Raw genomic sequence first — 24139 nt, 5'->3', positions numbered from 1 at the left:
TTCGGCCCTTTGCATCCCCCTCGAGAGGAAGCCCATGGATCGCGACAAGGCCATACGCTTCATGCACGACCTGCTCAGGACCATGCTGAGCAAGAAGGGCTCGGACCTGTTCATCACCGTGGGGGCACCGCCTTCCATGAAGGTGGACGGCAAGATGACCCCCCTCACCAATCAGCCCCTGTCCCCGGCCCACACCCAGGTGCTGGTGCGCTCCATCATGAACGACCGCCAGGCGGCGGAGTTCGAGCGCGCCCAGGAGTGCAACTTCGCCATCAGCCTGCCCGGCATCTCCCGTTTCCGCGTCAACGCCTTCACCCAGCGGGGCAGCGCCGGCATGGTGCTGCGGGTGATCACCTCCGAGATCCCCGCCATGGGGGATCTGGGCCTGCCGCCGCAACTGGAGGAGGTGGCCATGACCAGCCGCGGGCTGGTGATCTTCGTGGGGGGCACCGGCTCGGGCAAGTCCACCTCCCTGGCGGCCATGGTGGGCCACCGCAACCACCACAGCTACGGCCATATCGTCACCATCGAGGACCCCATCGAGTTCGTCCACGCCCACGGCCATTGCCTGGTGACCCAGCGTGAGGTGGGGGTGGATACGGAGAGCTATGAGGTGGCGCTGAAGAACACCCTGCGCCAGGCCCCGGACGTGATCCTCATCGGCGAGATCCGCGACCGGGAGACCATGGACTACGCCATCGCCTTCGCCGAGACGGGCCACCTCTGCCTGAGCACCCTGCACGCCAACAGCACCAACCAGGCCCTGGACCGCATCATCAACTTCTTCCCCGAGGAGCGGCGCCAGCAGCTGCTCATGGACCTGTCCCTGAACCTGAAGGCGGTGGTCTCCCAGCGCCTCATCCCCCGCGCCGACGGCAAGGGCCGTGTCCCGGCGGTGGAGATCATGATCAACACCCCGCTCATGTCGGACCTGATCTTCAAGGGGGAGATCCACCAGATGAAGGAGCTCATGTCCAAGTCCAACGAGGCCGGCATGCAGACCTTCGACCAGGCCCTGTTCAAGCTCTACGAGGCCGGGGAGATCACCTACGAGGATGCCCTGCGCCACGCCGACTCCGTCAACGACCTGCGCCTGCGCATCAAGCTGGACAGCCGCCGCGGGGAGACCCCCGGGCTCATGGACGACGCCGCCGAACTGAAGATGGAGGAGACCCCGGAGGAATCCGGGCTCAAGGGCTAGGCCACCATGCTGCTCCTGCCCTATCTCAAGCTGATGGCCCAGAAGAACGCCTCGGACCTGTTCTTCACCACCGGGGCGCCCGCCTGCGTCAAGATCGAGGGGGAGGTGCGCCCCATCAGTCGCCAGGCCCTGCAGCCCGGGGGGGCCAGGGAACTGGCCTACGACGTCATGGACGAGCGCCAGGTGGCCGCCTTCGAGCGGGACAAGGAGATGAACCTGGGGCTTTCCGTGGAGGGCCTGGGGCGGTTTCGCATCAATGTCTATGTGCAGCGCGGCGAGGTCTCCATGGTGATCCGCTTCATCAAGAGCGAGATCCCCACCCTGGAGCAGTTGAACCTGCCGCCGGTGCTCAAGGACCTGGCCCTGCACGACAACGGCCTGGTGCTGGTGGTGGGGTCCACCGGTTGCGGCAAGTCCACCACCCTGGCCTCCATGATCGACCACCGCAACGGCTGCCGCACGGGCCACATCCTCACCATCGAGGATCCCATCGAGTACAGCTTCAGCCACAAGAAGTCCATCATCGGGCAGCGGGAGGTGGGTCTGGACACCCTCTCCTACGACAACGCCCTGCGGGAGGCCATGCGCGAGGCCCCGGACATGATCATGATCGGCGAGGTGCGCGACCTGAACACCATGAAGGCCGCCATCGCCTACGCCGACACCGGCCACCTGGCCCTGACCACCCTGCACGCGGTGAACGCCAACCAGGCCCTGGACCGCATCATCAACTTCTTCCCGCCGGAGGCCAAGCAGCAGGTGCTCATGGACCTCTCCCTGAACCTGCGGGGCATCGTCTCCCAGCGCCTGGTGCTGGGCAAGGACGGCAACCGCCTGCCCGCCGTGGAGGTGCTGGTGAACACCTCGTACATCTCCGAACTGATCCGCAAGGGGGAGATCGGGGAGATCAAGGCGGTGATGGAGAAGGGGGCCTCCGTGGGCATGCAGACCTTCGACCAGTCCCTGTTCGAGCTCTACAAGTCCGGCCGGGTCAACCTGCCCGAGGCCCTGGCCAAGGCCGACTCCCGCGGCGACCTGGAGTGGCGCATCCACTTCGGCGGCGGCGTGCGCAGCCTGCATCGCAAGGACGAGGACCTGGAACTGCCCAGCGGGGATTTCTCCACCGGCCGCGGTTTCAGCGACGGCCGCGAAGGCTTCGACGAGGAACTGCGTCCCCTGGAAGACCCGAAGGACGATCCCCCCACGGGCGGCTGATCCTGCGGCTCCCGGCACCCGTGCCGGAACTTGTCTCTCCCACCATGGTCCCTAGCGGCAGTGGCCGTGACGGGCGTCTCCGGGACGGGTCCCCGCGTTCCCGAACGCCGGTCCGGCGAAGGTTCACGCAAGCGACCGGAGACCCGACGCATGACGCATCCCATCGCCCCGGTGCGCCGCCTGCTGGCGTGCCTGATCCTCGGCCTTATGGTACTGCAGTCCCCGGCCACGGCGGCCCCGCCATGGCCCGCGGGCACGCCGCAGGAAGAACCCACCCTTGCCCCCGTGGTCAAGAAGGCCCTGCCGGCAGTGGTGAACATCTCTACCATCAAGCAGATCGAGCAGGCCCAGCACCCCCTCTTCCAGGACCCCTTCTTCCGTCATTTCTTCGAGCTGCCCGACCTGCCACCGCGGCGGCAGAACAGCCTCGGCTCCGGGGTCATCATTGATGCCGAAAAGGGCTACATCCTCACCAACCACCACGTCATCGCCCAGGCCGACGAGGTCTCCGTCACCCTCAAGGACGGCCGGCAGTTCAAGGCCCGCCAGGTGGGCAGTGATCCCGAGACGGACATCGCCGTGCTGCGCATCGATGCCTCGGATCTCACCGAACTCCCCCTGGGGGAGATGGATGGCCTGGAGGTGGGGGACCTGGTGATGGCCATCGGCAATCCCTTCGGTCTCGGCCACACCGTCACCTCGGGCATCGTCAGCGCCCTGGGCCGCACCGGCCTGGGCATCGAGGGCTATGAGGACTTCATCCAGACCGATGCCTCCATCAATCCCGGTAACTCCGGCGGTGCCCTCATCGACTGGCAGGGGCGCCTGGTGGGGCTGAACACCGCCATCGTCGGCCCCAGCGGGGGCAACGTGGGCATCGGCTTCGCCATCCCCGTGGACATGATCAAGGCCCTCTCCCGGCAGATCATCGAGCACGGCCAGGTGCGCCGCGGGCGGCTCGGGGTGTACATCCAGGACGTGACCCCCCGGCTGGCAGAGGCCCTGGGGCTGCGACAGGCCCGAGGGGCGCTCATCGCCCGCGTGATGCCCGGATCCCCCGCGCAAAAGGCCGGCCTGAAGGAGGGGGATGTGGTGATCTCCGTGCAGGAGCGGACGGTGGAGGACGCCGCCGACCTGCGCAATCGCATCGGTCTGCTGCCCCCCGGATCCCGGGTGCGCATCGGCTACCTGCGCGACGGGGAAACCCATAGCGTGCGCCTGTCCCTGGGGGACGCGCAGGACGTGGTGGAGGCGGAAAACGGCCGCTGGCAGCACCGGGCCCTGCCCGGGGCCTGGCTCGCCCCCATCCCCGGGGATCACCCCCTGGCGGGACAGGTCCAGGGCATCCTTGTGGCCGGGGTGGAGCCGGGCAGCCCCGCCGCCGAGGCCGGGCTGCGCCGGGGGGATATCATCGATCAGATCCAGCGCACCCCCGTGGCGGACCGCAAAGAGGCCGTGCGCATCCTGGACGCCGTCCGCGGCGATGTCCTGCTGCGCGTACTGCGCGGCCGCAGCGCCCTGTTCCTGGTGGTGCGGCCGGGGGATTGATGCGCCTTGGGGGCGGTGTTCGGGCTGCCCCCTACGGCTGCGCCCCGAACACCGCCCGGGCGTCGAACACCGGGCCGTCCACGCATACCCGCCGCATGGCCGGTCCCCGCTCCGTGGCCACCTCCACCACGCAGCCGGCGCAGCCCCCCACTGCGCAGGCCATGTACTCCTCCAGGGAGACCTGGCAGGGGAGGTGGTATTCCCGGGCCAGGGCGGCGCTGGCGGCCAGCATGGGGTGGGGGCCGCAGGCGTAGATCTGCACCCGATCCCGTTCCCCGGGGGGCAGGGCCTCCAGCCAGAGGCGGGCCAGGTCGGTGACATACCCCCCGTGGCAGCCGGGCAGGCCTGCGCCGCTGGTGAGCCGGGAGGGCACGCCCCAGTCCTCCAGCAGGGGCATGGCGGCGATCACCCCTTCGGGGATCCCGGGGACGAGGATGCGTGAGGGGGTGGGCTGGAAGGGGAAGGGGACCTCCGAGCCCAGGAGGACGAAGGGTTCGGCCACCGGGTCCCGGCGCAGGGCCTCGGCCAGGAAGATCATGGGGGGCATGCCCACCCCGCCCCCCAGGAGCAGGGCCCGGGGGCGGTCGCCGTGGGGCGGGTCGAAGGGGCGGCCGATGGGTCCCATGAGGCCGATCCGATCCCCCTCCCGGCGCCGGGCCAGCAGGCGCGTGCCCCGGCCCACGGCCTTGTAGAGCAGCTCCACCCAGCCGGCCCGGGGGTCGGTGCGCAGGATGGAGATGGGCCGGCGCAGGGGCAGCTGGGGATCGCAGGTCAGGTGCACGAACTGCCCGGGGCGGGCCCGCTCGGCGCATTGGGGGGCCTGCAGGCGCAGGATGTACTGATCCCCCGGATGGGCGTTGTGGGCCAGGATGGGGGCCTCTTCGGTGAAGATGGTGCCGCGATGGGGCTTGTTCATGGTGATGGTTGTCTTTGCAGGCGTTCTGGGATCGGGACGGCGGATGCTCGGCCGCTCCGGGGCTATTCCCGGGCGGCGGTCTCGTGGATGACGCGCCCGCCGCTGAGGGTGTGGGTGACGCGCCCGCGAAAGCGCCAGTGCAGGAAGGGGCTGTTGTGCCCTGCGCTGTACCAGCGCTCCGCCGCCGGGGCGTAGGGGCGCTGCGGGTCCACCAGGATCAGGTCCGCCCGGGTCCCGGGGGACAGGGTGCCCAGGGGCATGCCCAGGATGTCCGCGGGTCCCCGGGTGATGCGCCGCACCGCCTCCGTGAGTGGCAGCACCCCCTCTTCCACCAGGCGCAGGGTCAGGGGCAGCAGGGTCTCCAGGGCGGAGAGACCCGCCTCGGTGGCGGGGAAGGGGGCCAGCTTGGCGTCCGCCTCGTGGGGCTGGTGGTCCGAGCAGATGGCCTGGATATGCCCCTCGGCCACGGCGCGGCGCAGCCCGTCCCGGTCCGCCCGGGTGCGCAGCGGCGGCAGCACGTGGCAGAGGGCGTTGAAGTCCTCCACGTCCGCCTCGGTGAGGAACAGTTGATGGGCGCAGACATCGGCGGTCACCGCCAGGCCGTCCGCGGCGGCCCGGGCCACCAGGGCGGCGCCCCGGGCCGTGGACAGGCGGCAGAGGTGGATGCGCGCCCCGGTCTGGGCCGCCAGGGCGAGGAGCAGACCCAGGGCGGTGGTCTCTGCCGCCTCCGGGATGCCCGGCAGTCCTAGGCGGGTGGCGACGCGGCCCTCGTGCACGCAGCCCGCCCCCGCCAGGGCGTGGTCGATGGGGTGCAGGAATACGGTGATGTCGTGGCTGGTGGCGTATTCCAGGGCTCGGCGCAGGAGCATGGGGCTCTCCACTGGGTGCAGGGCCTGGCTCATGCCCACGGCCCCGGCCCGTTTGAGGGCGGCCATGTCCGAGAGCTGGCGCCCCTGGAGCCCGGCGGTGAGGGCCCCCAGGGGGTGCACGCGCACGCCGCAGGCCTGCTTGGCGCGGCGGTGGATGAGCTCGATCTGGGCCGGGGAGTCCACCGGCGGGTGGGTGTCCGGGGGGCAGACGAGGGTGGTGATGCCGCCGCTGGCCGCCGCCCGGGTCTCCGAGGCGATGGTGGCCTTGTTCTCGTCGCCGGGCTCACGCAGGCGTGCCGCCAGGTCCACCAGCCCCGGAAGGACCAGGTGACCCCGGGCGTCGATGCGCCGGTCCGGGGTGAATCCCTGCGGGGGCGTGTCCAGGGCCACCACCTCGCCCCCCTGGATGAACAGATCCGTCACCCGGTCCAGCCCCTGGGCCGGGTCCACCACCCGGCCCTGTTCGATCAAGAGCCTCATTGTGCCGCCCCCTGGTTGACGCTGGCCCCGACGATCAGGGACATGACCGCCATGCGCACGGCGATGCCGTAGGTCACCTGCTCCAGGATCACCGAGCGGGGGCCGTCCGCCACCCGCGAGTCGATCTCCACGCCGCGGTTGGCCGGCCCCGGGTGCATGACGATGGCATCGGGGGCCGCCAGGGCCAGGCGTTCCTCGTTCAGCCCCCAGAGCTGGAAGAACTCGTGCTCGGAGGGCAGCAGGCCGCTGTCCATGCGCTCGCGCTGCAGGCGCAGCATGATGATCACGTCCACGTCCTTGAGGCCGGTGCGGATGTCGTGGAAGGGGCGTACCCCCAGGTCCTCCACGTGGGCCGGCAGCAGTGTCTTGGGGCCGATCACCCGCACCTCGCCGGTGCCCAGCAGGTTCAGGGCCTGGATCTGGGAGCGGGCCACGCGGGAATGGAGGATGTCGCCGACGATGGCCACCTTCAGGCGGGAGAAGTCCCCCTTGTGGCGGCGGATGGTGAACATGTCCAAAAGCGCCTGGGTGGGGTGGGCGTGGCGGCCGTCGCCGGCGTTGAGCACGCTCACGTGGGGGGCCACGTGGCGGGCGATGAAGTGGGCGGCGCCGCTGTCGGCGTGGCGCACCACGAACATGTCCACGTACATGGCCTGCAGGTTGCGCAGGGTGTCCAGCAGGCTCTCCCCCTTCACCGTGGACGAGGTGCTGATGTTGATGTTGAGCACGTCGGCGGAGAGGCGCTTGGCCGCCAGCTCGAAGGTGGTGCGGGTGCGGGTGCTGGCCTCGAAGAAGAGGTTCATCACCGTCTTGCCCCGCAGCAGCGGCACCTTCTTCACCGTCTGCGCATTCATGCCCACGAAGGACTCGGCGGTGTCCAGGATCTCCGTGACCAGTTCGGGGGAGAGCCCTTCGATGGTGAGCAGATGACGCAGCCGGCCCTCGGGGGTGAACTGCATGGAGGGGGGCATGGGTCCCGAGGGGCGCCCCGCGGCCGTTGCGGCGGTTTCCGGTTCGGTCATCGGGTGCCCTCCAGTTGTACGATCTCCAGGTGCAGCGGGTCGGGGCCGCGCAGCTTCACCCGCTGCTCGGGGGCCAGTTCCAGGTGTTCCCCCACCACCTGCGCCTGGATGGGCAGTTCCCGGCCCGCCCGTTCCACCAGCACCGCCAGGGTGATGGAGGCGGGGCGGCCGTAGTCGAAGATCTCGTTCATGGCGGCGCGGATGGTGCGCCCGGTGAACAGGACATCATCCACCAGGATGATGGGGCGGTCTTCCACGCCGAAGGGGATGCTGGAGGGCTTCACCTGCGGGTGCACGCCGATGCGGCTGAAGTCGTCCCGGTAGAAGGAGATGTCCAGCTGTCCCAACGGGGTCTCCAGCCCCAGGCGCTGCTGCAGCCTCTGGGCCACCCATACGCCCCCGGTGTGGATGCCCACCAGGGCGGGTTCCCCCCGTTGCAGGGCGGGTTGCCGGCGCAGGGCTTCGGCCATGCGATCCAGCAGGGTGTTCACGTGTGCGCTCATGCGGGATCTCCCTGGGTGAGCCATTGTTCCAGCAGCACCGCCGCCGCCAGGGCGTCGATCTCCTCCTTGCGGATGCGGCCGCGCCGTCCGCTTAGACGCGCCGCCCGCAGGTGGGCCTCGGCCTCGGCGGAGGTGAATTGCTCGTCCACCCAGCGCACCGGCAGGCCGTAGCGGGCCCGCAGACGGTCGGAGAAGGCCTGGATGCGCCGTGCCAGGGGGTGTTCCGTGCCGTCGTCCGTCTGCGGCTGGCCCACCACCAGCAGCTGCGGGCGCCAGTCGTCCACGAGGCGGTCCAGCACCTCCCAGCGGGGTTTGCCGTGGTGGGCCGGCAGGGTCTCCAGGGGGGCGCTGGTGCCGGTGAAGACATTGCCCACGGCCACGCCGATGCGCCGTTCCCCGTAGTCCAGTCCGAGGACGGTCTCCACCGTTTCGGTTGGGGTCATGGCCGCTGCCTCAGGCATGGCCGCTCTGGCCGCTGAGCAGGGACAGGTCCACCCCCAGGCGCCCGGCGGCCGCCTGCCAGCGCCGTTCCGCCGGCTGGTGGAAGAGGATGTCGGTGTCCGCGTCGCAGGTGAGCCAGGCGTTGTCGCCGATCTCCTGTTCCAGCTGCCCCGGCCCCCAGCCGGCGTAGCCCAGGGCGATGAGGTAGCGCTCCGGCCCCTCGCCGGCGGCCATGGCCTCCAGGATGTCCCGGGAGGTGGTCACGGCGATGGCCTCGCTCACCTGCATGGTGGAGGTCCAGCGCTGCTCGCTGCTGTGGAGGATGAAGCCGCGGTCGGACTGCACCGGACCGCCGTTATATACGGGCACCTGCTCCACCGGCGCCTGGGCGGTGATGCCCATGTGCTCCAGCACTGACCCCAGGGTGAGTTCGGTAGGGTGGTTGATGACGATCCCCATGGCGCCTTCATCGCTGTGTTCGCAGACGTAGGCCACCGAATGGAAGAAGTTCGGATCCTCCAGGGAGGGCATCGCGATCAGGAACTGATCTGTGAAGTTGGCGTTTTCCATCGGTCCCGGGCATGCATCAGGGTGATGGGTCCCAGTTTACACGCTTGCTTCATGCCGCCGCATCCGCCGGGGATCAGCGGGTGTGCAGGGCCTGATCCCCCTTGAAGACCCAGGTGCGGGTGATCATGATCCGGTCGTGCTCGCGGCGCAGTTCCGGCGGAAAGGGGGCGAAGGGGGCGGCCAGTTCCACGATGCGCCGGGCGGCGTCGTCCAGGACCCGTTCCCCGGAACCGGAGGCCAGCTCGATCTCCAGGACCCGGCCCTCCCGGTCCAGCAGCACGCTCAGCACCAGTGAGCCCGTGAGCTGGCGGCGGCGGGCCTCGTCCGGGTAGTTGAGATTGCCCACCCGCTCCACCTTGCGTACCCAGGCCTCCAGGTAGGCCGCCTCCACGGCGGACCGGGCGCTCAGGGCGTCCAGGTAGAGGGTGTCGGCCCGTGGTGCCCGGTGGCTCTCCTGTGCGGTGATCTGGGGGCTGAGACGGGCCATGCGCAGGCTGCGCTCCACCAGCGCCGAGGCGTCGGGGGTCTCCTGTTCGGGCACGGCTTCCCGGGGTTCGGGGATGGCCTCGGGGCGCTCCGCCCCGGGGCTGCTCAGCACCTTCACCGCCTCCCGGGACTGGGGTTGGGGGCGACGCTCGGGCAGGTCCCGGGGGGCCTGGCCCCGGCCCGGCTCCGGGCCGCTCACCGGGCTGCCGGGGCGGGCGTCCTCGGGGCCTTCACCGGCGGCGGCCTGGTCCACCTGGGCGATGCGCTCGGCCCGCTCCGGCGGGGTCTCGCTTTGGGCCTGCACCAGTACCACTTCCACGCCGGCGGTGGATTCCTCGGGGGGCTGCGGCAGCAGGTCAAAGCCCAGGCCGAAGATCAGCAGGCCGTGCACGGCCGCTGCCAGCAGCAGGGTCACACCCAGGCGGTCGCCTGGGGTCGCGGGTGGGTTGCTCACCGGGAAGGCAGGAGCCGTCGATGCATCATGGTCGCCATTGTACCGCTCAACAGGCCGAAGGCCAGGGCGAACGAGAGCAATACCGGCAGCAGGGTGAGCAGGGCCGGATGGGGGATGAACAGCCACCAGGCCAGGAGGAACTGGCCCTGCATGTGGGCCAGGGCGGCGAGCACGGAGAGCCCCAAGGGGCTCAGGAAGCGGCCTGCCAGGCGGTGCGCCGCCCCCAGGACCAGCAGGCCGCAGGCGGCCCCGGCGGCGCTGAGCCAGAAGGTGGGGCTGAGGAAGGTGCCCAGGACCAGGCTGCCCGCCAGCACCCGCAGGGCCGTGACCCACAGGGCCGCGCGCCAGCCCAGCCATACCAGCACCAGCACGGTGATGACGTTGGCCATGCCCGGCTTCACCCCGGGCAGGGGGCTGGGCAGGGCGGTCTCCAGGAGGTGCACGGCGATGGCCAGGGCCGAGAGCCAGGCGATGCGGTGATCGTCCCGGACGGTGGCCAGGGTCAGGGGAGGCGGGGTGTCTTGCATGGTCGCCGGTGGGCGTCAGTAGTTGATGCTGTCGAAGCGTCCGGTATCCCCCAGCACCTCGATGAGGACGTGGTTGGGCAGGCTCACGGCCATGTCCCCCGCCTGCCGCAGCCAGCCCGCCCGCTGGCAGATCCCGCGGGAGCCGGGGGAGGCGGCGCAGCGGGCGGCGCCGTCACGGATCTCCACCACGGTGATCCCCGCCGGACCGGGGACCTCCAGGCGCCGGGGCTCGTCCAGGGGCAGGCGCGCGATCTCCCGTTCCCCGGAGACGATGCGCACCTGGGTGGCGGGGGCGGCGGGGGACCAGAGCAGGGCGTAGGCCCCCCCCACCAGCGCTGCCGCCAGCAGGATCACCAGGGCGTCCCCCCGGGTCATGGTCCCCCCGCGGGCCCCGGGTCCCCGGGCAGGGCTTGGATGCGCCGCTCGGCCGGTTCCTTGCGAAACGCCACCCGCTGCGCCATGGCGGGGGTCATGTGGGCCACCCCCGTCGCGTCCAGCAGCAAGACCTTGTCCACCCCCAGGCGGGCGGCGATGCGCGGCCAGTGTTCGGGGCCGGCGATGAACAGGGCGGTGCTGGCGGCGTCCGCCAGCCCGGCGTCCTCGTGGATCACGGTCACGGAACGGCTGCCCCGGGCGGGGTAACCCGTGCGCGGGTCCAGGATGTGGTGATAGCGCACCCCCTCGTGGGTGAAATAGCGTTCGTAGTCGCCGGAGGTGAACACCGCCTCGTCCCCCTGGATCTCGATCCCCGCCAGCACCCCCTGACCGTCCGGGTCGCGGATGCCGATGCGCCAGGGGCGGTCGCCGGGGCGGCCGATGGCCCGCAGGTCGCCGCCGGCGTTGAGGATGGCGTGCTCGATGCCCAGGGCGCGCAGGTGATCCACCGCCCGGTGCACGCCGTAGCCCTTGGCGAAGGCGCCCAGGTCCAGCTGCACCGCCGGGTTCTCCGTAGAGAGGCGACCGTTCTCCATGTGCAGGTCCGCCATGTCCGGGTCCCGGGCCAGCAGGGCCTCCACCGCCTCCTGGGGCGGGGGTGGACCCGCCGCCTGGTCCGACTGGAAGCCCCACAGGGCGAAGAGCCGGCCCATGGCCGGGTTGAACAGCCCCTCGGTACGCAGCGACAGGGCCCGGGCCTCCAGGATCGGTGCCAGTACGGCGGGATCCGCCCGGATGGCCTCACCCCGGGCCAGGGCCTGGTTGACCTCCTGCAGGGGGCCGGGTTTCCAGGCGTGCCAATCCCGGTGCATGCGCGCCAGGTCCGCGCGCACCGCGTCGGCCCCTTCCCGCGCCAGGTCCGCGTCCCGGGTGTAGACGTTCAGCTCCACCAGGGTGCCGAAGGCGAAGAAGCGCTCGCGATGGATCTCGGGGCGTTCGCAGCCCGCCAGCAGCAGGGCGGCCAGCACCAGGGCCGTGATCCACAGCGTTCCGCGGTGGATCCCCTTCATACCCGTCATACCCCTGCCTCCAGGCGCCGGGCGATGGCGGCCATCAGATCCCCACCGATGTCCAGGCCATAGCGGGTGTCCAGTTCGCGGATGCAGGTGGGGCTGGTGACGTTGATCTCGGTGAGATAGCGGCCGATGACGTCCAATCCCACGAACAGGAGGCCCTTTTCCCTCAGTTTGGGTCCCACCTGGCTGCAGATCCAGCGGTCATGCTCCGTCAGTTCCACCCCCTCGCCCCGGCCGCCCGCGGCCAGGTTGGCCCGGCCCTCCCCGGCGGCGGGGATGCGCGCCAGGGCGTAGGGCACGGGTTCCCCGTCGATGAGCAGGATGCGCTTGTCCCCCTGGATGAATTCGGGCAGGAAGCGCTGCGCCATGACCGTGCGCCGGCCGCGGTCGGTCACCGTCTCCAGGATGACGCCGGTGTTGCCGTCCCCGGGGGCCAGGCGGAAGACCGAGGACCCGCCCATGCCGTCCAGGGGCTTGACCACCAGGTCCCGTTCCCGGGCCAGGAACGCACGGATCCGCGCCGGGTCGCGGGTCACCAGGGTCGGCGGGCAGCACTGGGGGAACCAGGCGGTGAACAGCTTTTCATTGGCGTCCCGCAGGGCGCCGGGGTGGTTCACCACGAGGCAGCCCTCCGCCATGGCCAGTTCCAGCAGATAGGTGCTGTAGATGTACTCCATGTCGAAGGGCGGATCCTTGCGCATGAGGATCACCTGCAGCTCCGCCAGGGGATGGGTCTCGGGGGCCCCCAGGGTGAACCAGTCCTTCGCGTCGTCGCGCACCTCCAGGGGGCGGGAGCGGCCCCGCGCCCGGCCGTCCTCCAGGAACAGGTCCCCCTGTTCCATGTAGTGCAGGGACCAGCCCCGGGCCTGGGCGGCCAGGAGCAGGGCCAGGGTGGAGTCCTTGGCGAAGTGGATGTCCCGGATCGGGTCCATGACCACGCCGAGGCGGATTCGGGGGCCGTTCATCGGGTCCTCGCGCACGGCAGGGAAGGGAATGGGTAGATTGGATCGGACATGACCACAAGATAACCCACTGTCGACGATTTCACACACCGTGTCACCGGCGTTTGCGGGCCGCGGGACCTTGCAGTAGATTCGAGACTCTGTCCACAGATTCCAGGGCCCTATGGATTCCCGGGCCCGATGGGGGCGCCGTGAGCGAAGACACCCGGGATGCAGACATCACGGAGACCGGTGACGCCGAGGGCCTTGAAGGCCTCAAGGTGATGGTCATCGATGACAGCAAGACCATCCGGCGCACCGCCGAGACGCTGCTCAAGCGCCACGGCTGCCAGGTGATCACCGCCACCGACGGTTTCGAGGCCCTGGCCAAGATCGCCGAGCACCGCCCGGAGATCATCTTCGTGGACATCATGATGCCCCGCCTGGACGGCTACCAGACCTGCGCCCTGATCAAGCACAACCGCCTGTTCCGCTCCACCCCGGTGATCATGCTCTCCAGCAAGGACAGCATCTTCGACAAGGCCCGGGGGCGCATCGTGGGTTCGGAGCAGTACCTGACCAAGCCGTTCACCCGGGACGACCTGCTGGGGGCCATCCGTGCCCACGTGCACCGGGACTGACGTCATCCGCGCCGCGGCCCGGGCCGCGGGATCATGCCTGCCGAGGGGGACCCGCCCATGAGCCGTATCCTGGTGGTTGACGATTCGCCCACCGAAGTGCATGTCCTCAAGACCCTGCTGGAGCGGCACGGCCATGAAGTCCTCACCGCCACCAGCGGCGAGGAGGGCCTGGCCCAGGCGCGCTCGGGGCAACCCGACGTGATCCTCATGGACGTGGTCATGCCGGGCCTGAACGGCTTCCAGGCCACGCGCCAGCTGGCCCAGGACGAGGCCACCGCCGCCATCCCCGTCATCGTCGTCACCACCAAGGACCAGGAGACGGACCGGGTCTGGGCCCTGCGCCAGGGGGCCCGGGACTACATCGTCAAGCCGGTCTCGGAACCGGATCTGCTGGCGCGGCTGGGCGACGTGCTGGGGCGATGAATGGCGGCGACGCACGCGCACCATCAGGCCGCCACCGATCCGTTTGCCTACCTGGTCTCGGTGGAGCGCCGGGGCCGGGCCCTGGGGGGGCAGATGCCCCTCCAGGACGAACTGCGCGGTGCCTGGAAGGGGGTGTTGTTCCACCTGCGCGGACAGCCCCTGCTGGCCCCCATGGACCAGGTGGCGGAGATCGTCACCCCGCCCCCCTGCACCCGCATCCCGGGGGTCAGACCCTGGGCCCTGGGCATGGCCAACATGCGCGGCAACCTCCTGCCCCTCATGGATCTGCAGGGGTTCTTGTTCGGCGAGAACCAGACCTTCGACCCGCGCCGGCGGCGGGTGCTGGTGATGAACCACCGGGGCGTCCACGCCGGGCTCCTGGTGGAGTCGGTGGTGGGCATGAAGCACTTCTGGCGGGAGGAGTGGATGGATCAGCCGCCCCCCGTGGAGCCCCCCCTCAGGCCCCATGTCATCGGGGCCTACCGGCGCGGGGAGGAGTACCTGCCGGTGTTCAGCCTGCACGCACTGGTGGATGACGAGACCTTCATGAACATCTCCGCCTGAGGCATTGCCGGCCCCGGGCGGGTCGGCCATGGCGGGCCGTGTTGACGACGCAGAGGCATCGAGGAGACACGATGAATTCGCCTTCCACCGAAGGGACCGTCCAGCGCGGTCTGGGCCGCGGCACCGGGATCCTCACCGCCCTCCTGGGGGTGCTCATCCTGCTTACGGTCATCACCCTGATCTACTACACCCTGCAGATGGGGGAGACCCGCCGTCACGCCGCCCTGGTGGGGGAGCAGACCCGGGTGGCCCAGGAACTGGCGCTGCTGGAGGCCGGGGCCTCCCCGGAGCGGATGCGCACCCTGCGGGACCGCTTCGACGCCGCCCTGGAGCGCCTGGACACCGGCGTCCCATCAAAGCTGCGCCGCCCCCTGGCCTCGGTGGAGGCCGCATGGCAGGGGATGCGTCCGGCCCTGGACGAGATCGTCGATGCCGGTGCCTGGGTGGAAGAGGCCCGCCGCCTGGGCATGCCGGCCCAGGCGGCCCTGCAGGACCTGGAAGAGGCGGCATCGGCCACCGCCCGGGCCCTGGCCGATGCCAATGCCGGTTCCACGGCCGTCCACCGCGCCGGCCGGCTGGCCCTCACGGCCCGGGATCTGCGCCGGGACCTGTCCCGAGTGACGGCGGTGGAGGGGCTGCCGGAGGCGGCACGCCGCCTGCGCAGCGGCCTGGAGAGCGCCAGGGGGGACCTGGAGGCCCTGTTGCAGGCCGTGCCCCCGGCGCGCCAAGGCGGGGATTCGGCCGTGGGTCAGGGCCTGGAGCGCATCCAGGGGCGGATGCAGGCCCTGACCCCGCCGCTGGAAGGGATCCTGGAACTGGCGCCGCGTCTGGCCCCGGCGGGGGCGGCACAGGAACGTCTGGAGGCAGGGGGTGAGGGCCTGCTGGACGCGGTGGACGCCCTGCGCGAGGCGGTGGACGCCCGCGCCGCGGGCCTCAATCTGTGGGTGATCCTGGGCTATGTCCTGGCCGCCCTGGCCGTGGCCACCGTAGGCCTGCTGGCCTACCTCTTCCACCGGGACGCGCAGCGGCGCCTGGCGGTCACCGGGGAGCAGAACCGGCGCAATCAGCGGGCCATCCTGCGCCTGCTGGACGAGATGACCAACCTGGCGGAGGGGGATCTTACGGTCCATGCCACCGTCACCGAGGACATCACCGGGGCCATCGCCGATGCGGTCAATTACGCCATCGACGCCCTGCGGAGCCTGGTGACCACCATCAACCAGACGGCCCTGCAGATCTCCAACGCCGCGGTGAAGACCCAGGCCACCGCCCTGCGCCTGGCGGACGCCTCCAACCGCCAGGCCAGTGAGATCACCTCCGCCTCCTCCGCGGTCACCGACATGGCCGATTCCATCGAGCAGGTGTCCCGCTCCGCCGACACCTCCGCCGAGGTGGCGCAGAAATCGGTGCAGATCGCCTCCAAGGGGGCCCTCACCGTGCGCAAGACCATCGACGGCATGGACACCATTCGCGAGCAGATCCAGGAGACCTCCAAGCGCATCAAGCGCCTGGGGGAATCCTCCCAGGAGATCGGCGACATCGTCAGCCTCATCACCGACATCGCCGACCAGACCAACATCCTCGCCCTCAATGCCGCCATCCAGGCCTCCTCCGCCGGTGAGGCCGGCCGCGGCTTCGCCGTGGTGGCGGACGAGGTGCAGCGCCTGGCGGAGCGCTCCTCCAACGCCAGCAAGCGCATCGAGGCCCTGGTGAAGACCATCCAGGCGGATACCCGCGAGGCGGTGGCCTCCATGGAACAGTCCACGGCCAACGTGGTCAGCGGCGCCCGCCTGGCCTTCGACGCCGGTGACGCCCTGGCGGAGATCGAGGGGGTCTCCCACCAGCTGGCGGAGCTCATCGACACCATCTCCACGGCGGCCCGCCAGCAGTCGGAGGTGGCCCAGAACATCTCCAGCACCATGAACGTGATCCAGGAGATCACCATGCAGACCTCCGACGGCACCAACGAGACGGCGGTCTCCATCGGCAACCTGGCCAGCCTGGCTTCGGAACTGCGCCGCTCGGTCTCCGGTTTCAAGCTGCCCGAGGGGGCGGATGTCGTGGCCCCGGCCCCTACCGGGGCGGAAGAACGGTCACTGGCCGCAGCGGGCGGCCAGGAGGAACGGGAAGATGGCACCGGGGCCTGAGGGGGCACGGCCGCTCCGGCGGGCCCATCGCCCCCGCCGGTCGAACCGCTGCCCACCGGCGGCCGCGGCGGATCCCGAAGTGCAAGCGCCATGGGGACAGGGTGTGTCATGAGACAAGAGCATCGCGACTACAGCGCCCTGCGCTGGCTGCGGCAGGGACTGGAGGCCCTGCTGGGGGAGGCCCGTCTCGCCCTGGAGGCCTATCTGGAGGAGGGCCGTGATCCCGCGCACCTGGAGACCCTGCGCCAGCACCTGGAGCAGGCCCGCTGGACCCTGGAGATGGTGGAGCTGCACGGCGCCGTCCTGCTCCTGCAGGAGTCCGCCGCCCTGGTGGACGCCCTGCGGGATGGCCGGGTCACGGAACCCGAGGAGGCGGCGGAGGTCCTCATGCGGGCCATCCTGCAACTGCCGGACTACCTGGAGCATGTGCGTACCGGCCACGGCGATCTCCCCATCGTCCTCCTGCCCCTGCTCAACGACCTGCGCACCATGCGCAAGGCGGATCTGCTGAGCGAGAGCGTCCTCTTCCTGCCCGACCTGGAACGGGCCCCGCTGCCTCCGGATGCCCCCTCCGGCGCTGCGGAGGATGTGCGTGCCTGGGCCCGGGCCCAGCGCCAGCACTACCAACTCGGCCTGTTGGGGGTGTTGCGGGGACAGGAGCCCGGGAACGCCCTGCGGCGCATGGACCGGGTCATGGACGGACTCTACCGCCGCGCCCGGGAGCCGCGGCTGCGTCGCCTGTTCTGGATCGCCTCCGCCCTCACCCGGGCCCTGGCCGGCGGCGGTCTGGAGGCGGGGGCCGCCGTGAAGCAGCTCCTGGGGCAGCTGGACCGCCAGATCCGCCGCCTCATCGACGCCGGGGAGACGGAGCTGGCCGGGGACGTCCCCGAGGATCTGGTGCGCAACCTCCTGTACTACGTGGGCCGTGCCCGCGGTGAGGACCCCCGGGTGGACGAGGTGCGCCGGGCCTTCCATCTGGATCGGCTCCTGCCTGCCGGGGAGGATGCGGACACGGCCCGGGAGACACTGGGGGCCCCCAACCCCGCACTCATGGGCAGCGTCAGCAAGGCCCTGCGGGAGGAACTGGCGGAGATCAAGGACCGCCTGGATGTGTTCATGCACACCGGCGGCCGCAACCCGGAGGAACTCGCCCCTCTGGTGGAGCGGCTGCGGGGCATGGCCGACACCCTCTCCATGCTGGGCATGGGCGAGGCCCGGGAGACCGCCCTCAAGGAGGCCGGGCTGCTGGAGGCCATGGCCGGGGGGGAGCAGGCGGCGGACGAGCAACGGCTCATGCAGGCGGCGGCGGAACTGCTGCACGTGGAATCGGCCCTGGACGCAGCCGTCGCCGGGCCGGGCCCGCAAGGGCAAGGGGACACCGGCCTGCCCGCCACCCTGGCCGGCCTGGCCCCGGGGGAATCCCGGGCCGTCCTCAAGGCCCTGTTCCACGCCGCCCTGGAGGACCTGCAGCGCATCAAGGAGGCCGTGCTGGAGGCCACCGGCGCCGGCGAGGGGGGCGGCGATCCCGGCGATATCCCCGGGTGTGTGGAGGCCATCCGCGGCGGCCTCGCCATGCTGGAACTGACCCGGGGCACGGCCCTCATGGAGGGGATCGGCCACGCCCTGGAGGCGGTCCTGCCCCGGGGCGAAGGGGCGGATCCCGGGGCCCTGGCCGATCTGGCCGAGGCCATCACCGCGGCGGAGTGTTACCTGGAGGCCCTGGATTCCGGCGTCGGGGATGCGCAGACCCTGCTGGAGATCGGCGGCGAGGCCCTGCAACGCCTGGGCTTCCCCATGCCGGGGGTGGCATCCCCCGCCGCTGCCCCGGAGGAAGGGCCCGGTCCCGAACAGGCCCCTTCAGCCGAAGACACCGCGGCCCCAGTCCCCGCGCCGGAGGTCGGGACCCCATCCCCCGGGGCGGAGGAACGGGTCCTGGTGACCCCCGAGCGTCTGCCCGAGGAGGGGGAAGGGGCCTGGCCCGAGTCCTTCGACACCGCGGGCGATGGCGAATCCCCCTCCGAAGGCGATGGGGCAGCGCCGCCGGAGGCCGTCCCGGACGAGGCGCCGCCCGCCGCACCGCAGACCCCCTGGGCGGTGCTCGCCGGGGAGACCGATGCGGACATCCTGGAGGTCTTCCTGGAGGAGGCCGACGAGGAGCTGGAGCGCATCCGGGAACAACTGCCCCGCTGGCTGGACGATCCCCAGGACAGCGACGCCCTGACCACGGTGCGCCGGGCCTACCACACCCTCAAGGGCAGCGGTCGCCTGGTGGGGGCCGAGTTGCTGGGGGAGTTCGCCTGGGTCAACGAGGATCTCCTCAACCGGGTCCTGGAGGGTAGCGTGCCCGCCGACGCCGGGGTACAGGCCCTGGCGCGGGAGGCCCTGGAGGCCCTGCCTTACCTGGTGGACCAGATCCGCGGCGGGGATACCCCGCCCATGGACATCCCCGCCTTGATGCAGCGGGCCCGGGATCTGGCCCGCGGCGGTGCCAAGGCCCACGCCGCAGGACCGGCGCCGGAGGCGGCCCCGCCGCCTTCGCCGCCGGGTGCCGCCGGCGAGACGACCACCGCTGAGACGGCCCAGGGCCGGCTGGATCCGGTGTTGCTGGACATCTATCGCGGCGAGACCCTGCAGCATCTGCAGGTCCTGGACGCGGCCCTGGCCGCCGCCCGGGATGACCCCGGTGGTCTGCGGGTCACCCCGGAACTGCAGCGCGCCATGCACACCCTCAACGGCAGCGCCCGTACCGCCGGTGTCCCGGAGACGGCACAGGTCTGCAAGGCCTGCGAGGGCTACCTGCAGGCCTGCGCGGAACACCACCCGTACCGGGTGGACGCCCCGGGGATCTCGGCCCTGGAGGACCTGGCGGCCCATGTCCGCGCGGTGCTGGCCGCCCTGGAGGCCCCGGGCAGCGAAGTGCCCCAGGCCCCGGAGTTGGAGGCCCGGTTCCGGCGGCTGCAGGAGGCGGCGGCCCAGGAGGAAGCCGAAGCTCCGGTACAGGACGAGGGGGGGGCGGCACCGGAGGCCGACGCCACCCCGGTGGTGGAGGCGGTGGCCGGGGCGGCAATGGAGCCAGGGGAGCCGACGGATTCGGCGATGGAGAACGCGGCGGCGGCAGAGGCAGGGCAACCGGAGGAGGCCCCGGATCCGGAGCTGTTGGAGATCTTCCTGGAGGAGGCCAGCGATCTGCTGGACGCGATGGACACCAGCCTGCAGTCCTGGGGGGAGGATCTGGACGATCGGGAGGTGGTCCATGCCTTCCAGCGCCAGCTGCACACCCTCAAGGGGGGCGCGCGCATGGCGGCCCTCACCCCCATCGCCGACCTGAGCCACGCCCTGGAGAGCCTGATGATCGCCCTCTCCGAAGGGCAGAAGCGTCCCCACAAGGAGATGCTCACCCCGGTGCAGGCGGGTCTGGACCGGCTCACCCAGATGGTGGACTGTGCCCGCCGCGGTGCGGCCATCCCCGCCGATCCGTCCCTGGTGCGCCATCTGCACGCGATCCGCAGCGGGGACGGCGAAGGATCCCCGGTGCCTGGGCCCGCCCCCGGCCCCTCACCGGAGCCGGAGCGGCCGGTTGCGCCCCCTGCGGATGCGGCCCCGATGGACGCTGCGCAAGCCGAGGCGGGGCCGGAGGCGCAATCCACCCCGGGTGTCGAACCGTCACCGCCACCCCGCAGCGCGGAAGAGGTGCAACCGGCGGCGCGCCCCGCGCCCCAGGAGATGGTGCGGGTACGCTCGGATGTGCTGGACGATCTGGTAAACCACGCCGGCGAGGTGAATATCTACCACGCCCGCATGGAGCAGGAGATCACCGGCTTCGGCTTCAACCTGGGGGAGTTGGAGCAGACCATCGCCCGCCTGCGGGATCAGCTGCGCCGGCTGGAGATGGAGACCGAGGCCCAGATCATCCATCGCCATCAGGATGAACGCCAGGCACCCCAGGACGGCGGGGAAGAGGAGTTCGATCCGCTGGAGCTGGACCGCTATTCCAACATCCAGCAGTACTCCCGCGCCCTGGCCGAGAGCGTCAACGACCTGGCCAGCATCCACGAGCTGCTCTACAACCAGCTGCGGGATGCCGAGACCCTGCTGCAGCAGCAGAGCCGGGTCTCCACCGAGCTCCAGGAGGGGCTCATGCACACCCGCATGGTGCAGTTCGCCACCATGGTGCCGCGGTTGCGGCGGGTGGTGCGCCAGACCGCCACGGAGCTGGACCGGCGGGTGGAACTGGAGGTGGAGGGGGAGGACAGCGAATTGGACCGCTCCGTGCTGGAGCGCATGCTGCCCCCCCTGGAGCACATGCTGCGCAACGCCATCGCCCATGGCATCGAGCCCCCGGACCAGCGCCGGGCGGCGGACAAACCGGAGATCGGGCATATCCGCATGCGCATCGTCCGCGAGGGGGCGGAGGTGGTGCTGCAGGTGACCGACGACGGGGCCGGCATCCCCCTGGAGCGGGTGCGGGAGAAGGTGGCCCGCCTGGGTCTGGCCCCGGATGCCGAGGTCCTCACCGATCACGAACTCATGCAGTACATCCTGGAGTCCGGGTTCTCCACCGCCGAGCGGGTGAACCAGATCTCCGGCCGCGGTGTGGGCATGGACGTGGTTAACAGTGAGATCAAGCAGTTGGGCGGGGTCCTCTCCATCGACAGCACCCAAGGTCGGGGGACCACCTTCACGGTGCGTCTGCCGTTCACCCTGGCCATCAGCCAGGCCCTGCTGGTACAGACGGGGGAGGAGCTCTATGCCGTGCCCCTGTCCAGTATCGAGGGGATCGTGCGTGTGCGTGCCGGGGAGCTGGCGGGCATGTATGCCGGCGGGGATCCCCGCTACACCTACGCCGGGAACGACTACGAGGTGAAGCACCTGGGGGCCCTGCTGGATGTGGCCCAGCCGCGCCTGGAGGTCCCCGATGCCATGCTCCCGGTGCTGCTGGTGCGTTCCGGGAACGCCCGCATCGCCCTGCAGGTGGATGCCCTCATGGGCAGCCGCGAGGTGGTCATCAAGTCGGTGGGGCCGCAGGTGGCGAAGGTGAAGGGGATCTCCGGGGCCACCATCCTCGGCGACGGCCGGGTGGTGATGATCCTGGACATCCCCGCCCTGGTGCGGGCGGGGGCCGGGGTGCAGCTGGCCTACCATGCCGAAGGGGAGGAGGCCGGCGGGGCGGAGGCGGGCCGCGCCACGGTCCTGGTGGTGGACGATTCCATCACCATCCGCAAGGTGACGGCCCGGCTGCTGGAGCGCCATGACTTCCATGCGCTGACGGCCAAGGACGGTCTCGATGCCCTGGCCCTGCTGCAGGAGACGGTGCCGGATCTGATCCTGCTGGATATCGAGATGCCGCGCATGGACGGTTTCGAGCTGGCGGCCCATGTGCGCAACGATCCCCGGCTGCAGGGCGTGCCCATCATCATGATCACCTCCCGTAGCGGCGAGAAGCACCGCCGCCGCGCCGAGGAGATCGGCGTGGACCGCTACATCGGCAAGCCCTATCAGGAGGCGGACCTGCTGGCCCATATCCGTGCCTTGTTGCAGGGGGAGGGGGCCCGTGACTGAGCAGGTGCGCAGCGTCAACGCCTTCATCATCGCCTTGCAGGAGCAGAACCTGCTGCTGCCCCAGTCCGCCGCCGTGGAGGTGGTGACGCAGCAGGTGGTGCGGGAGGTGCCGGGGGCCCCGGCCTGGATGCGCGGGGTGTTCGAGTGGCGGCAGGCCCAAGTGCCCATCGTCTCCCTGGACACCCTGCTGGGGGTGCCCCCGGAGCGTCAGACCCGGGTCAACCGTTTCGTGGTGATGCACGGCGTGGAGCGGCATACCGGTCTGGAATACTACGGTCTGCAGGTGCGGGGGATCCCCCATCCGGTGCACCTCACCCCCGGGGATCTGGAGACCGAGTCCCTGCGGGAGGAGGATCCGCCGGAGGTGGCCGCCCGCGTGCGTGCCAGCGGTGTGCTGTGCATCATCCCCGCCTTCGAGCGCATCGAGGGCCGGCTGCGGGAGGTGCTGGAGAGGCTCTGAGGGGCTTTGCAGGGAGGCCCGGGGCGCTCTTCCCTCCAGCGGCCGCCGTGCATCCCTCCCCGGAGGCTTGCGCGCCGCCTCCCTGCGGCGCACACCGCTTGCGGGAAGCCCGCCCCGGGCCTTGTGCCGTTGTCCCTATGGAGCTTGACTGTAAAAAGGAGTTTGTCTATGGTCGAAAAATCATCCGCTTCTGGCAGTACGTCATCCCTCACCCATCCAGGGATGGCCGAGCCCAGAAGCTTCTTTTTTCTGCGCCATGCCAGTCCCACGGTTTCCGCCATCCTCGTCGACGCCGCCTTCTATCTGAAGCGGGCGCGCAGGATCTTTGGTGATCAATCCCCTCAGGAGGCGGCGCGGCGACTGCACTCCATTGCGCTGGACCATCTCAATGATGGCAACTCGCGGCACCGTATCGCCCGGCTGTATCGGGTCTTCGTCTACGATGCCCCGCCCGTCGCATGGAAGGGGCATACCCCCATACGCAAGGATGCAGTCGATTTCAGTCGATCAGCCACCGCGCAATGGCGTATCGCCTTCCATGAAGAACTCCGTGGCCAGCGCAAGATCGCCCTACGTCTTGGGGAGATCCCGACCCAGTCCGTGCATTGGCAACTCAAACGGAGCGTGGTCAAGGAACTGGCCAACGGCCGGCGCCATTGGGAAGAGATCTCGGATGAGGATTTTTGCCTCGATCTACGCCAAAAAGGCGTGGATATGCGGTTGGGGCTGGACATTGCCGCCCTTGCCTACAAGAGACAGGTCAATCAGATCGTGCTCATCTCCGGTGACGCGGATTTCGTTCCCGCCGCCAAGCTTGCGCGCAGGGAGGGAATCGATTTCATCCTCGATCCCATGTGGGCCACCATCCGTCCGGATCTGTACGAGCACGTCGATGGGCTCAGGAGCGTCTGTCCTCGCCCCTAATCCCCCAGGTCCCCCCACAGGGCCTGGATCACGGCCAGGGCGGCCACGCCGGCGGTTTCCGTGCGCAGCACCCGGGGGCCCAGGCGCACCGGGGTGAAGCCGGTGTGCACCGCCTGTCCGATCTCCGCCTCTTCCAGTCCCCCTTCCGGGCCGATGAGCAGGGTCACCGCCGTGGGCCGGGGGTGCAGTCCCCGCAGGCCGGTGGGGGCCTCGGGGGAGAGGACGATGTGCAGGGAATCCTCTGCGGCCGCATCCTGCCCCTCCAGCCAGCGGGCCAGGGGCATCGGCTCTGCCACCGTCGGCAGGTCGTTGCGCCCGCTCTGTTCGCAGGCGCTGAGGACCACGCCGCGCCAGTGGGCCGTGCGTTTCTCCAGGCGCCGGGGGTCGTCACTGGTGACGCTGCGCCGGGTGATCACCGGCTGGATCCGCGTTACCCCCAGTTCCGTGGCCTTTTGCAGGCTGTAGTCCATGCGGTCCCCCTTGGCCAGACCCTGCACCAGGGTCACCGGCAGGGCGGGGCGGGTGTCCCTGGGGTGGTGACGTTCCACCCGCACCCGGGAGTCCCGGCGCCCGGCCGCGCACAGGGTGGCCTCGTATTCCCCGCCCTCGCCGTTGAACAGCACCAGGGGGGCGCCGGGCCGGAGCCGCAGCACCTGGACCACGTGGCGGTGGGCGCGCTCGTCCAGGGGGATCTCTTCGCCCGGCTTGAGGGTATGGGGCAGGAAGCAGCGGGGGATGCGCATGGGGATTCGGTGGCGGTTGGCTTCGGCCGGGCAGTTTCCTGCGCCCGGGGCCAT

Annotated in this window: 22 protein-coding genes; 10 read left to right on the top strand and 12 right to left on the bottom strand. The window is 70.6% G+C overall.

Annotated elements, in window-relative coordinates:
- The first annotated feature begins 34 nt into the window (after positions 1-34).
- The 3 genes from BM214_RS10580 (at position 35) to BM214_RS10570 (ending at position 3964) form a co-directional block, all read left to right on the top strand.
- On the top strand, positions 35-1201 hold the full coding sequence (locus BM214_RS10580) for a PilT/PilU family type 4a pilus ATPase (RefSeq protein ID WP_090486809.1): 1167 nt from the start codon (positions 35-37) through the stop codon (positions 1199-1201).
- 6 nt (positions 1202-1207) lie between these two features.
- The gene (locus tag BM214_RS10575; protein WP_090486806.1) at positions 1208-2416 is read left to right on the top strand and encodes a PilT/PilU family type 4a pilus ATPase; all 1209 of its coding nucleotides are present in this window, start codon (positions 1208-1210) and stop codon (positions 2414-2416) included.
- 150 nt (positions 2417-2566) lie between these two features.
- Positions 2567-3964, top strand: a complete 1398-nt coding sequence (locus BM214_RS10570; protein WP_090486803.1) for a DegQ family serine endoprotease — start codon at positions 2567-2569, stop codon at positions 3962-3964.
- A 31-nt stretch (positions 3965-3995) separates the two neighbouring features.
- Here the strand turns inward: BM214_RS10570 and BM214_RS10565 are convergent, their stop codons facing one another.
- The 11 genes from BM214_RS10565 to gshB form a co-directional block, all read right to left on the bottom strand.
- The gene (locus BM214_RS10565) at positions 3996-4880 is read right to left on the bottom strand and encodes a dihydroorotate dehydrogenase electron transfer subunit (protein WP_090486800.1); all 885 of its coding nucleotides are present in this window, start codon (positions 4878-4880) and stop codon (positions 3996-3998) included.
- Positions 4881-4942: 62 nt separating this feature from the next.
- A complete protein-coding gene (locus tag BM214_RS10560) occupies positions 4943-6229 on the bottom strand; it encodes a dihydroorotase (RefSeq protein ID WP_090486798.1) in 1287 nt (428 codons plus the stop codon).
- Positions 6226-7251: an aspartate carbamoyltransferase catalytic subunit gene (locus BM214_RS10555; RefSeq protein ID WP_090486796.1), complete on the bottom strand. Its 1026-nt coding sequence runs from the start codon at positions 7249-7251 to the stop codon at positions 6226-6228. The genes BM214_RS10560 and BM214_RS10555 overlap by 4 nt, the downstream gene beginning before the upstream one ends.
- Positions 7248-7754 (bottom strand): bifunctional pyr operon transcriptional regulator/uracil phosphoribosyltransferase PyrR, encoded by a 507-nt coding sequence (gene pyrR / locus BM214_RS10550; protein WP_090486793.1) that lies wholly within the window; start codon positions 7752-7754, stop codon positions 7248-7250. The genes BM214_RS10555 and pyrR overlap by 4 nt, the downstream gene beginning before the upstream one ends.
- Positions 7751-8197, bottom strand: a complete 447-nt coding sequence (gene ruvX, locus BM214_RS10545) for a Holliday junction resolvase RuvX (RefSeq protein WP_218149058.1) — start codon at positions 8195-8197, stop codon at positions 7751-7753. Before ruvX ends, pyrR begins: the two co-directional genes overlap by 4 nt.
- A gap of 10 nt (positions 8198-8207) precedes the next feature.
- Positions 8208-8765: a YqgE/AlgH family protein gene (locus BM214_RS10540; RefSeq protein WP_090486787.1), complete on the bottom strand. Its 558-nt coding sequence runs from the start codon at positions 8763-8765 to the stop codon at positions 8208-8210.
- Positions 8766-8838: 73 nt separating this feature from the next.
- Complete coding sequence (locus BM214_RS10535) at positions 8839-9666, bottom strand: energy transducer TonB (RefSeq protein ID WP_244887967.1); 828 nt, start codon at positions 9664-9666, stop codon at positions 8839-8841.
- 35 nt (positions 9667-9701) lie between these two features.
- Positions 9702-10232, bottom strand: a complete 531-nt coding sequence (locus BM214_RS10530; RefSeq protein ID WP_244887965.1) for a Gx transporter family protein — start codon at positions 10230-10232, stop codon at positions 9702-9704.
- Positions 10233-10247: 15 nt separating this feature from the next.
- Positions 10248-10607: a NusG domain II-containing protein gene (locus BM214_RS10525; protein ID WP_090486784.1), complete on the bottom strand. Its 360-nt coding sequence runs from the start codon at positions 10605-10607 to the stop codon at positions 10248-10250.
- Positions 10604-11677, bottom strand: a complete 1074-nt coding sequence (locus BM214_RS10520) for an FAD:protein FMN transferase (RefSeq protein ID WP_177217654.1) — start codon at positions 11675-11677, stop codon at positions 10604-10606. Before BM214_RS10520 ends, BM214_RS10525 begins: the two co-directional genes overlap by 4 nt.
- A 5-nt stretch (positions 11678-11682) precedes the next feature.
- Entirely contained in the window at positions 11683-12648 is a 966-nt protein-coding gene (gene gshB / locus BM214_RS10515; RefSeq protein ID WP_090486781.1) for a glutathione synthase, read from the bottom strand.
- Between the two features lie 260 nt (positions 12649-12908).
- Here gshB and BM214_RS10510 point away from each other — a divergent pair, with 260 nt between their 5' ends.
- The 7 genes from BM214_RS10510 (at position 12909) to BM214_RS10480 (ending at position 23342) form a co-directional block, all read left to right on the top strand.
- Positions 12909-13265, top strand: coding sequence for a response regulator (locus BM214_RS10510; RefSeq protein WP_177217653.1), 357 nt, complete (start codon positions 12909-12911; stop codon positions 13263-13265).
- 57 nt (positions 13266-13322) lie between these two features.
- The gene (locus tag BM214_RS10505) at positions 13323-13688 is read left to right on the top strand and encodes a response regulator (protein ID WP_090486778.1); all 366 of its coding nucleotides are present in this window, start codon (positions 13323-13325) and stop codon (positions 13686-13688) included.
- Positions 13689-14252: a chemotaxis protein CheW gene (locus tag BM214_RS10500; RefSeq protein WP_090486775.1), complete on the top strand. Its 564-nt coding sequence runs from the start codon at positions 13689-13691 to the stop codon at positions 14250-14252.
- A 71-nt stretch (positions 14253-14323) separates the two neighbouring features.
- Positions 14324-16399, top strand: a complete 2076-nt coding sequence (locus BM214_RS10495) for a methyl-accepting chemotaxis protein (protein WP_090486771.1) — start codon at positions 14324-14326, stop codon at positions 16397-16399.
- A 108-nt stretch (positions 16400-16507) separates the two neighbouring features.
- A complete protein-coding gene (locus BM214_RS13040; protein ID WP_090486767.1) occupies positions 16508-21958 on the top strand; it encodes a FimL-related protein in 5451 nt (1816 codons plus the stop codon).
- Positions 21951-22418 (top strand): chemotaxis protein CheW, encoded by a 468-nt coding sequence (locus BM214_RS10485; protein ID WP_090486764.1) that lies wholly within the window; start codon positions 21951-21953, stop codon positions 22416-22418. Before BM214_RS13040 ends, BM214_RS10485 begins: the two co-directional genes overlap by 8 nt.
- 168 nt (positions 22419-22586) lie before the next feature.
- Positions 22587-23342 (top strand): NYN domain-containing protein, encoded by a 756-nt coding sequence (locus BM214_RS10480; protein WP_238618698.1) that lies wholly within the window; start codon positions 22587-22589, stop codon positions 23340-23342.
- Here the strand turns inward: BM214_RS10480 and BM214_RS10475 are convergent.
- The gene (locus tag BM214_RS10475) at positions 23339-24085 is read right to left on the bottom strand and encodes a 16S rRNA (uracil(1498)-N(3))-methyltransferase (RefSeq protein WP_090486761.1); all 747 of its coding nucleotides are present in this window, start codon (positions 24083-24085) and stop codon (positions 23339-23341) included. The genes BM214_RS10480 and BM214_RS10475 overlap by 4 nt on opposite strands.
- Between the last annotated feature and the right edge of the window lie 54 nt (positions 24086-24139).

Source organism: Ectothiorhodospira mobilis, from assembly GCF_900114895.1.
In the GTDB taxonomy this organism is placed as follows: domain Bacteria; phylum Pseudomonadota; class Gammaproteobacteria; order Ectothiorhodospirales; family Ectothiorhodospiraceae; genus Ectothiorhodospira; species Ectothiorhodospira mobilis_A.
This window is presented reverse-complemented; position numbering and strand designations above follow the sequence as displayed.

Bases quoted from the DNA above. Each gene is read 5' to 3' on its own strand.
- BM214_RS10580 (WP_090486809.1), top strand. From the start codon at position 35: ATGGATCGCGACAAGGCCATACGCTTCATGCACGACCTGCTCAGGACC.
- BM214_RS10575 (WP_090486806.1), top strand. From the start codon at position 1,208: ATGCTGCTCCTGCCCTATCTCAAGCTGATGGCCCAGAAGAACGCCTCG.
- BM214_RS10570 (WP_090486803.1), top strand. From the start codon at position 2,567: ATGACGCATCCCATCGCCCCGGTGCGCCGCCTGCTGGCGTGCCTGATC.
- BM214_RS10565 (WP_090486800.1), bottom strand. From the start codon at position 4,880: ATGAACAAGCCCCATCGCGGCACCATCTTCACCGAAGAGGCCCCCATC.
- BM214_RS10560 (WP_090486798.1), bottom strand. From the start codon at position 6,229: ATGAGGCTCTTGATCGAACAGGGCCGGGTGGTGGACCCGGCCCAGGGG.
- BM214_RS10555 (WP_090486796.1), bottom strand. From the start codon at position 7,251: ATGACCGAACCGGAAACCGCCGCAACGGCCGCGGGGCGCCCCTCGGGA.
- pyrR (WP_090486793.1), bottom strand. From the start codon at position 7,754: ATGAGCGCACACGTGAACACCCTGCTGGATCGCATGGCCGAAGCCCTG.
- ruvX (WP_218149058.1), bottom strand. From the start codon at position 8,197: ATGACCCCAACCGAAACGGTGGAGACCGTCCTCGGACTGGACTACGGG.
- BM214_RS10540 (WP_090486787.1), bottom strand. From the start codon at position 8,765: ATGGAAAACGCCAACTTCACAGATCAGTTCCTGATCGCGATGCCCTCC.
- BM214_RS10530 (WP_244887965.1), bottom strand. From the start codon at position 10,232: ATGCAAGACACCCCGCCTCCCCTGACCCTGGCCACCGTCCGGGACGAT.
- BM214_RS10525 (WP_090486784.1), bottom strand. From the start codon at position 10,607: ATGACCCGGGGGGACGCCCTGGTGATCCTGCTGGCGGCAGCGCTGGTG.
- BM214_RS10520 (WP_177217654.1), bottom strand. From the start codon at position 11,677: ATGAAGGGGATCCACCGCGGAACGCTGTGGATCACGGCCCTGGTGCTG.
- gshB (WP_090486781.1), bottom strand. From the start codon at position 12,648: ATGAACGGCCCCCGAATCCGCCTCGGCGTGGTCATGGACCCGATCCGG.
- BM214_RS10510 (WP_177217653.1), top strand. From the start codon at position 12,909: ATGGTCATCGATGACAGCAAGACCATCCGGCGCACCGCCGAGACGCTG.
- BM214_RS10505 (WP_090486778.1), top strand. From the start codon at position 13,323: ATGAGCCGTATCCTGGTGGTTGACGATTCGCCCACCGAAGTGCATGTC.
- BM214_RS10500 (WP_090486775.1), top strand. From the start codon at position 13,689: ATGGCGGCGACGCACGCGCACCATCAGGCCGCCACCGATCCGTTTGCC.
- BM214_RS10495 (WP_090486771.1), top strand. From the start codon at position 14,324: ATGAATTCGCCTTCCACCGAAGGGACCGTCCAGCGCGGTCTGGGCCGC.
- BM214_RS13040 (WP_090486767.1), top strand. From the start codon at position 16,508: ATGAGACAAGAGCATCGCGACTACAGCGCCCTGCGCTGGCTGCGGCAG.
- BM214_RS10480 (WP_238618698.1), top strand. From the start codon at position 22,587: ATGGTCGAAAAATCATCCGCTTCTGGCAGTACGTCATCCCTCACCCAT.
- BM214_RS10475 (WP_090486761.1), bottom strand. From the start codon at position 24,085: ATGCGCATCCCCCGCTGCTTCCTGCCCCATACCCTCAAGCCGGGCGAA.